At 42.9% G+C, this 9,243-nt stretch carries 8 protein-coding genes; 5 read left to right on the top strand and 3 right to left on the bottom strand.

The window, feature by feature from the left end:
* The first annotated feature begins 498 nt into the window (after nucleotides 1–498).
* Nucleotides 499–939, top strand: a complete 441-nt coding sequence (locus L2755_RS21375; protein ID WP_248982669.1) for a hypothetical protein — start codon at nucleotides 499–501, stop codon at nucleotides 937–939.
* A gap of 237 nt (nucleotides 940–1,176) precedes the next feature.
* Here L2755_RS21375 and L2755_RS21370 read toward each other — a convergent pair whose 3' ends face one another.
* Complete coding sequence (locus tag L2755_RS21370; protein ID WP_248982668.1) at nucleotides 1,177–1,713, bottom strand: DUF3087 domain-containing protein; 537 nt, start codon at nucleotides 1,711–1,713, stop codon at nucleotides 1,177–1,179.
* A gap of 336 nt (nucleotides 1,714–2,049) precedes the next feature.
* On the opposite strand from L2755_RS21370, the gene L2755_RS21365 reads away from it, so the two are divergent.
* From L2755_RS21365 to L2755_RS21350, 4 genes are all read left to right on the top strand, one after another.
* Entirely contained in the window at nucleotides 2,050–3,429 is a 1,380-nt protein-coding gene (locus L2755_RS21365) for a Na+/H+ antiporter NhaC family protein (RefSeq protein ID WP_283102901.1), read from the top strand.
* 284 nt (nucleotides 3,430–3,713) lie between these two features.
* A complete protein-coding gene (locus L2755_RS21360; protein WP_248982667.1) occupies nucleotides 3,714–6,002 on the top strand; it encodes a S9 family peptidase in 2,289 nt (762 codons plus the stop codon).
* Nucleotides 6,003–6,240: 238 nt separating this feature from the next.
* A complete protein-coding gene (locus tag L2755_RS21355; RefSeq protein ID WP_248982666.1) occupies nucleotides 6,241–6,951 on the top strand; it encodes a DUF998 domain-containing protein in 711 nt (236 codons plus the stop codon).
* Between the two features lie 7 nt (nucleotides 6,952–6,958).
* On the top strand, nucleotides 6,959–7,696 hold the full coding sequence (locus L2755_RS21350) for a pseudouridine synthase (protein ID WP_248982665.1): 738 nt from the start codon (nucleotides 6,959–6,961) through the stop codon (nucleotides 7,694–7,696).
* 158 nt (nucleotides 7,697–7,854) lie between these two features.
* Here the strand turns inward: L2755_RS21350 and L2755_RS21345 are convergent, their stop codons facing one another.
* Nucleotides 7,855–8,571 (bottom strand): Crp/Fnr family transcriptional regulator, encoded by a 717-nt coding sequence (locus L2755_RS21345; protein ID WP_248982664.1) that lies wholly within the window; start codon nucleotides 8,569–8,571, stop codon nucleotides 7,855–7,857.
* A gap of 163 nt (nucleotides 8,572–8,734) precedes the next feature.
* Nucleotides 8,735–9,019, bottom strand: a complete 285-nt coding sequence (locus L2755_RS21340; protein WP_248982663.1) for a hypothetical protein — start codon at nucleotides 9,017–9,019, stop codon at nucleotides 8,735–8,737.
* Nucleotides 9,020–9,243 lie beyond the last annotated feature (224 nt).

Raw genomic sequence — 9,243 nt, 5'->3', positions numbered from 1 at the left:
GCCTTTAAGTCATGGCGTTTACTGAAAGCTACAATTTCTAGCTTTAGTATTGGATATGCAAATGCCGAGAGTTTGCGCTTTTATAAGCAAGTGTAGATGCGGTTGAGGCCTTCGATGGCATGGATGCCATCGTAGAGCATTCAGGGACGAACTTGCTGCGAGCCTCAGTTGCGTCTGCACATACGCCTGCCGCAGGCAATTGGAACCACAATTGTTGAAAGTTAACTCCGTTTCGGCAACTTCGATAGAACTTTGTAGCTTTATGTTCGAAATTTGGAATGGTGATTTTTGCACTTTAAAATTGAACGTTAATAGTAACTAATCATGAGGACATAATTAATTGCTCTATATCTACTTATAGTACATAACAACTAAGTTCAACATTTTTAGTGAACACTTTTGCTGATAATTAATTAGAAGTTTGACATGGTAGCAGTAAATAATCGAACATGTTTGTGGTAAAACAATTAAAAAGTACAATGACAAGGTGAAACATGGATGAAACTTTTATTAAATACACTATTTGTTTTAATGTTCTCAACGTCAACTTTAGCTGTTGAGTTGGATGTAAATAGCAAAGAGTGGAAAAAGCTAGACCTTCCCAATCGATTCCCTCAGACACTAATTATATCAAATGATCTCCAGCCTATTTATTTTGAAACTGGGGAAAACTCTAGTGAACTTAGCGAGTTGCTAGTTTCATTAAATAAAAACACTTTAAGTATTGATGTAGATAGCGATGACATATTAAAAATTAAAAACCTGACTAATATGATTCTTGAAACTGAACAGTTAGGTGACATGGATAAAACAAAATACTACCTAATAAATGTATCTGTAAGTAAGCTCTTCGATTGCGAACCATGCATTGAACAGCAAGACTATATTAAGATATTAGATCTAAGACGATTTAATATGATTGACATAAATTTAATATAAAGAACTAAAATAATAATATTGACTTAAAACAAAACACTTAAAAGCAATTAAAAGTGAGATATTCACTACAACAGCTATATTAATAATAAGCGCTACATTTTCAGCGTTAGCAATAGCTGCTGAAGATATTTATAACCCAGTGTAGATAATTGGAACCACTTTGGTCAGCAGCTAACAAGTTAGAATTGCAGTGTGGGCTAGTTTGTTACTCGCCCATACTGCTCAAACTTATCGGCATTAGATCCTTTCTAACAAGTCTGCTTCAAACTGCTCTGCAGAGACATTCATATCCAACTCGGCAATTCTGGCGTTCAGCTGCGCAAGATCATTCTCTACAGTCGATATGGTTAAGGTGTTGTCGTCTAAGCTATAAACTTGCTTTAGGCTAGCAAAATAAAAACTCAAGATGATAAAAGCATTCTTGTCGTTGCTATCTGCTGCCCGTTTGATTTTGACCAACTTACGATAAATCTGGTTATTCAACTGCTTTAAGCGCCACACATAATAGACTTCTCGCATAAAGGGCTTATGCTTTTGCGAATGCAGCACCCAGCTGCAGAGGACTATCGCCATCATCACTCCCATCACATTTAAATGGAAATTGCCGGTCGAGCCATCACCCGCAACATCACTCGCAACATCAGCTGCACCAAAAAAATGAATCAATAAGGCGCCAAATACCAATGCCAGTATCGCTAAACTCGCGACAAAGCTGCTGATCACAATGTTAGTATTCTTGCGATAGGTTTGTTTATCTATATGCATTAATTGCATCAAAGGCTCTCAACGTTAAGCGGACAATAAGGCGGTTATTCTAGCACCTTAGTTAGCAGTAAATATTCGAAATATCCGCTTTGTCGCGGTAAAACGTTTGTATTTAGGCGTTATCCTTGGCAAGTTAAGTTCTTACTGAAGTAGCAGTGACTAACCCAACCTATGTCACAACTTTTGCCAAACCTTCACTTTGGAAGTAAAAACATCTAGACGTCTAAATTGACAGGCGCCGCTGGATCTCATATCCTCTCAACTATTGAGATGTACCATTCTGTGAGTTTAATCATTTAAAACACAGTTTGTTCCAGCTAGGAGGGCAATGGGAACAATGGTTCGATGACTGATTTAATAAGAAGAGAGATAACATTGACGAATTCCACTAACGCCCCTAAAGCTCCAGCCACTGACGTAATAGCGCCATCGTTTCTTGCGCTGACACCACTATTTCTATTTCTAACACTGTTTATTGGTGCTGGAGTTTACTTTCAAAGCCAAGGTGTCGATTTTGCTTTTTACCAATTGCCAAGCGTGGTCGCCATTCTCCCGGCCATCATCTTTGCGATTCTAATCTCTAAGCAGCAGCTTAACCAATCAATCGAAACCTTCTTAGCGGGTATTGGTCACTCCAACATCATTGCGATGTGTATGATCTACTTACTTGCCGGTGCGTTTGCGGCAGTAGCAAAAGCAACCGGCGGCGTAGACGCTACCGTTGCACTTGGTTTGTCGCTGGTTCCATCTAGTTTATTGCTGCCAGGCTTCTTTGTGATTGCCGCCTTTATTGCTACCGCAATGGGCACCTCAATGGGCACCATCGCCGCAGTAGCCCCTATTGCACTGGGTGTTGCTAACGAAGCACAAATTGATTTAGCGATTATGGCCGGCGCGGTAATATCTGGCGCTCTATTTGGCGATAACTTATCTATCATCTCAGATACGACCATTGCAGCGACGCGTACTCAGGGCTGTGAGATGAAAGACAAGTTTAAAGAAAACTTGATCTTCGCTATCCCAGCCTCTGTCATCACGCTTATCGTGTTTACATTGGTGGGGCAAGGCCAAGCTGACGTTGCAGCTCAAGAAATTGATTACATAAAAGTTATCCCTTATCTAACGATTTTGTTTCTAGCTGTCGCCGGCTTAAATGTATTTGTGGTGCTTACTGTCGGTATTTTGCTAGCCGGTGTTACTGGTCTACTCACCATGGATTATGGTGTCATCCAGTTTGGTCAAGATATCTACGCAGGTTTTGGCAACATGCAAGAGATCTTCATTCTCTCTATGTTGGTCGGTGGCTTAGCCGCGCTGATGCAGCAGCAAGGTGGCTTAGCGTTTGTTAGCAAGCAGATTGAAAAGCTAATTACTCGTTTCTCAAAAGCGAAAGGCGAAGCATCATGCCGCGCTTCAGAGCTCGGAATGGCAGGCATTGTGGCTGCAACCAACACTTGTGTGGCAAACAATACCGTGTCGATTGTGGTCACCGGTGATATTGCTAAAGACTTGGCTAAAAAGCATGGCGTCACCCCAAAACGTGCCGCCAGCATTTTGGATATTTTCTCATGCATTATCCAAGGTCTAATCCCATATGGCGCACAAGCACTGTTAATTGCATCAACCTTTAGCTTGTCACCATTAGAAGTGGTTACTCACGCTTGGTACTGCATGATCCTTGCTGTCGTCGCCGTGCTGATTGTGGTTTTTCGCAAGCGAAACTAACTGCTATTGCCAGCATAAGCTACAGCTAACCTATCGCTGATTGAAAGAGCACCTTAATGGTGCTCTTTTGCTACCGACTGCTATACCCCATCACTAGTGCGCAGCTCATCTACTTTTCGCACTTTAGCTATACCCAAGCTAATGCCTTGTTATTTATCATATCCATATACCTTAATTTATTTACGCCAAAAATATTATAACGTATACATTATCCATCCTATTTAATATCATGTTGCAGATTGTTATTAAATCGCTAAATAAAAGTGATGTGACTGGAGAGTAAAATGATTAGGAAATCAGCGATATTGTTCGCTACGGCAATGCTAACCGCTTGCGCAGCGACACCAACCCCAAGCGTCTCCCCCGAGGTGACAGAGGCTGATTACCAGCGCGCCGAAGCTTTTTTGCCGAAGAATGTCGGTAACATGGTCCGAAATCTTGCAGTTAAGCCTAAATGGATCGATAACAGTAGCCAGTTCTGGTTTAGCGAAATCGATACAGACAGCAACTATAGCTATTTCTTAGCTAACCCAGTGCAGGCTAGAGTCTCAGCGCTATTTGATCATGAAATACTGAAGGCCAATCTAGAACATGACGGTTCCAGCGCATTTCAGCTTAACGTTCACAAGGTAGACTTACAGAAAAATCAGCTGACGATGCGTTATAACAAGCAAGATTATCAATGTGACCTACTCAGCAGTCTTTGTGACAAAACCGCTAAAAAGAACAAAAAGCAGCAGCCAAGCTACTCCTCTCCTGACGGCCACTATGCATTGAGCGTAAAAGAGTGGAATCTCTACTTAACCGATAACCGCAGCAACAAAGTTAGCCAGCTGACATTTGACGGCACTGAAGGTTATCCATATGCGGTGCAAAACGTTAACCCTAAAGCCTATATCAATAAAGATCCCGCTAAGGTTAAACAAAAACTCAGTGTCTACTGGTCTCCTGACAGTCAAACTGTGTTGACCCATAGAATGAACCGCGAAAAAGTAAGTAAGCTGCATTTGATCCAATCGAGTCATGACCAAGGCCTACGCCCTAAGCTATACAGCTACTATTACCCCCTCGCTGGCGATGAGAACTTACCGTATGGCGACATATACTCCATTGACGTTAACAGTCAAAAGGTGACCAAGGTAGCGGCACCAAAGTTACTACAAACTTACTACGGTGGTCCGCTCTGGGGTTGGTGGGAAGATAACAACCGCTTCTACTTCTTTGAGCAGACTCGCGCTAAAAAACGCATCAGCTTCCATGAATATAATCCCGAGAATCATCAGGTACGGCTAATTACTGAAGAGACCTCTGAACAATTTCTTGATCCTTGGGCTCAAGATGCTTGGGTACTACCAGAGTCAGACGAGGTTGTTTGGAGCAGTCAGCGCTCAGGCAAGCAACAATACTACCTGTATGAGCTATCTAGCGGAAAGCTTAAGAATAAGATCACTCAGTGCGATTGCTTTGTGAGAACTTACCGCGCCTTAGACGAGAAAACGCGCACGCTATATTACGAGGCATCTGGCGGATTCGATGATCGCGACCCTTACCTACGTCACCTCTATAAAGTTAATCTAGATGGCACCGGCCACCGCTTGCTCACGCCTGAACCACTAGAGCACAGCGCTCGCATCGCACCTGACTTTAGTTACTTTGTCGATATTTCATCAAGTGTACAAACCGTGCCAACGAGCAAGGTGCGTAGCACGGTAGATGGCAAGATCGTGATGACGGTTGGCACACCGGATGTGAGAGAGCTAATGGCCACTGGCTGGCGCGCTCCAGAACCGTTTGAAGTGGTTGCCAGTGATAACCAAACCAAGTTATACGGCATAATGTACAAACCCAGTCACTTTGATCCGGCCAAGCAATACCCAGTAATTGATGCCACTTATACCGGGCCACACAACTTCTTCACTCCTAAGTCATTTTGGAGCTACTTTGAACAAGCGCAATCGCTAGCGGAGCTGGGGTTTGTTGTCATCAAAATGGACGGTCGCGGCACCAGTAAACGCGATAGAGCGTTTCATCTAGTTGCTTACGAGAACTTAGCAGCGGGTGTCGATGACCATGTGCAAGCCATCAAAGATCTAGCCAAGCGACACAGCTACCTTGATATTGACCGTGTTGGGATCTACGGCTTCTCCGCAGGTGGTTACGACACAGTTCAAGCGATGTTTAGGCATGCAGACTTTTTTAAAGTTGCTGTCGCTGCATCGGGTAACCATGACTTTAGAGTCGATAAAACCGGTTGGAATGAAACGTGGTTAGGCTACCCCGTCGCCAAACATTGGGACCAGCAAAGCAACTTAAATATGGACAGTATTGCCAAACTCAAAGGTAAGCTACTGCTAGCCCATGGTGAGCTTGACGATAATGTTAATCCCGCTGCCACGCTGCAACTGGTCGATAAACTGATAAAAGCCAACAAAGATTTTGACTTGATGATCTACCCTAACCGCAACCACTTCCTAAATGACAGTGACTATTTTGTGCGTAAACGTTGGGACTATTTTGTAGAACATCTGCTTGGCGCTAAGCCCGTAAAGGAGTACCAATTCCAACAAAAGTAATCATCGAGCAACAGCTACAACTAATGCGCTTTGGCCCACTTGATTCTGGGGAAGCGCATTTTTTATCCGCTAGCATCGATTGAACAGCTTGCGTAAGCACAATGAATGAGGCAGGTTAAGTATTAGGCCATTATCAATGGGAGTTTGACTGAAAAAAGAGTGCACCCAAGCAGTGCTTTTTGTCATAATGCCTAGCCCCACGCTTAGTAGCAGGATGAGTCTTTTATGGTGCACAAGTATGAAAGATAAGATGAAGTACCAATCGATGCAATATGACTTGCACCGCTTAGTCGTCATGGCTATTTTCTTTAGCGCTCTTATCGCCGCAACGGGTGTACTTATCTCGCTATGGGCTGAATATCAAAACATAGGTAGTGCAGTGTTTAATCGTCGTTCTGATTTCCTTGGCGACTACAACGATGCCAAGCTCGCATTCGTGTTCAACATCGCCTTAATGACCGCCGGTATGTGCATCATGCTGGCCATGCTAGGACTCTACTTACTTAAGCAAGGTTTTTTTAGTCACTACTTGTCCTTAATCGGCGGCTGGGTCGGTATGTCAGTGTTATTGATGGGGATGTTTCCAATCAATTATCTTGATATGCATCGTATAGCATCGACCTCTTTTCTACTCGGTACCGTGTTGATGTATTTCCTGTGTATTACCGATAGATTCAGTCAAAATTCTATTTGTAAGGGACCTATCTTTTTACTGAGTATTTTGGGCCTTATTACCGCATCAGCGCTCATTGTGCAGCTCGATTGGAATACACTCGACTTTGTTCCTTGTGAACATCCAGAAACAAGTCCTTGCTGGGTTGCGATCAGCATGTGGCTTCAAACTAATATCATTATGCTTTGGTGTTTATCTTTTGCATGGACTATCCGTAACATTGCGATAAAGAACTACCGAGAGCTGTCACAACGTTATCTCGCTGGAGAGCAATAACCCAGCCATGAGACTCGCTAAATATCTGTCCTTAACCGGTTGCTGTTCTCGCCGCGCCGCCACTCGCTTGATTAGAGATGGTCAGGTAATGATTGATGAACGCCCCGCGAACCACATTGATACAGTGACGCTAATCGACACGGCCGATGGCATGCGTTGCCAAGAGCAGATCTTGGTCAATGGTAAGTTAATCGCCGCGGTTGAAGCCAAAGCCTATTGGTTATTCAATAAAGCCGTCGGCACCGATAGTCGTTTGCTTGCTCATCTACCCAATAGCTTGCTGCATTTACTGCCTGAATCACCACGGCTTTATCCTGTTGGTCGACTCGACAAAGATTCTCGCGGCTTGTTGATATTAACTAACGATGGTGAACTAACCCACCAGCTAATGCACCCTGACTTTGGTCACAGCAAGGCCTATCACGTTACAGTGGATCGTCATTTCAGTGACGAATTTCTACTACTGATGGCGGCAGGTGTTAGCTACAAAGACATCACCACCCTGCCCTGTAAAATGAGTCGCTTAGCTGACGATAGTTATCAAATAATCCTCACCCAAGGGCTAAATAGACAAATACGCCGCATGTCACAGGCATTGGGGTATAAAGTTATCGACCTTAAGCGAGTGTCGATTCAGAGTTTGCAGCTTGGGGATCTCGCTGAGGGGTTGATGAGGCCTTTGAGCGCGGTAGAGTTGAGCCAGTTGCAATCTTCATTACAGGCAATAATGCCGGCAAACAGTTAGTCGTTCATAGTTCATAGCTCAGCTGTTATATACACATCTACCTGAAGATGCTGGACTCAATAGAGCAAGCTGCATATGCCGCCAGTTCACCACTACTAACTAGCGATCAGAATAGTTTACTCTATAAAAAACCACCATTGTTACGCTGGTTTTTTCATTCAATGAGTAATCATCAATCTAGGATCACGAATACTCAAATCAACCTGATCAAGCACTCTTCCCAGTCCTGTTAGGTTGGTTAAGTAGATACAACTGCGCTTAATTTCCACTAATTTTTCTTTTTCTAATTGCTTGATAACTTCATTCACTCGCTGACGGGAAATTCCAGTTATCTGGCTAATTTGTTGCTGAGATAGCGCAATCTTCGGCGTCTCACCTCGTATTAGAGGGATATGAGCTGCAAGCTCTAACAGCAGGTATACCACTCGTTTAAGTTTGTTCTCGCTCATCATCAATTGCGACTGCAACCATTTTTCTTTGGATTCTAACGATAACGAATGAAACCATTTATAAATCTCAAGGTTATCCTGAGCGAGGCGATGTAGATCGAAGTTGCTAAAGTGGATAAGGGTGACGGCATCAATTTCAGTAATGAAAAATGGCGTATATAAGCTATTACGACTGTCATAATTACCAAACCAATCACCTTTACCCATCACCATGTTATTGACGGTTTTAAGATTTGGAGTTTGCAGACATATGGTAACCGTTCCTGCCACTATGAAGCTGGCTCCTTGATGCGCGATCCTTGAACCATCCATTGTACTTGATGTTAACTGCGTTTTTAGCTGCGCAACCGACAACAGCTTTTCAATCAAATCAGCGGATAGAACAGTATTCCAATTAATTGCTTTAAAAAGCTTTGAGCCAATCAAATTAATACCTTAAATTAAAGAGTGCTACAGACGGCCGCCAAGTATCATTATGGCATATTAAGGACTTAATATTGATACAAGAAAACCGTCCACGGTGAACGGTTAGGCTAATAATGGCCTCAATGTTGATTGATAGTTTCAATGGCGCCCAGCGCTCAAAACACTAAAGTCTATCAGCGAACTTTTTGCATTTATGCAAGGGTAGCAACCACGCTTTATTCTTCTCTTTAATAAAGGCTTTAACGTAGTCAGCACTGATCTTATCTCTACCAATCTCATCGGCCTTAATTTTAAGCCCTAACGCCTTAAGCTTATAACCGTGAGTATCTTTTAGCTTTAATGCACAAACCTCATATTTAGCCGCAAAGGAAGCCGCGACTTTTTCGTCAAAGCTCGCCACGCTATTAAAAGCCACCATGCTAATCATGATCATTAAAAACTGTTTCACTCTATCACCTGTTAAAACCTTAAACCTAGCAGCAGTACTGAATTTAAGTTCGCTGCTAAGCGTATTTTCGATACCGAACAGGGTACGGTTTTACAAGCGAAATGAATGTCCGTTATCGGACAAACCTATTACGAAAAGTGCTTTATTTTTTGTTTGGTTAGACTATATTTATAGGGCTGACTTCACTCTACTGTGGTCCCAAGTATGAAGTAATGCCAAACTAC

Origin of the sequence: Shewanella abyssi (assembly GCF_023284025.1) — a bacterium.
GTDB classification, from domain to species: domain Bacteria; phylum Pseudomonadota; class Gammaproteobacteria; order Enterobacterales; family Shewanellaceae; genus Shewanella; species Shewanella abyssi.
Note: the sequence above shows the minus strand (reverse complement) of the source record. Positions and strands in the feature narration are given on the sequence as shown.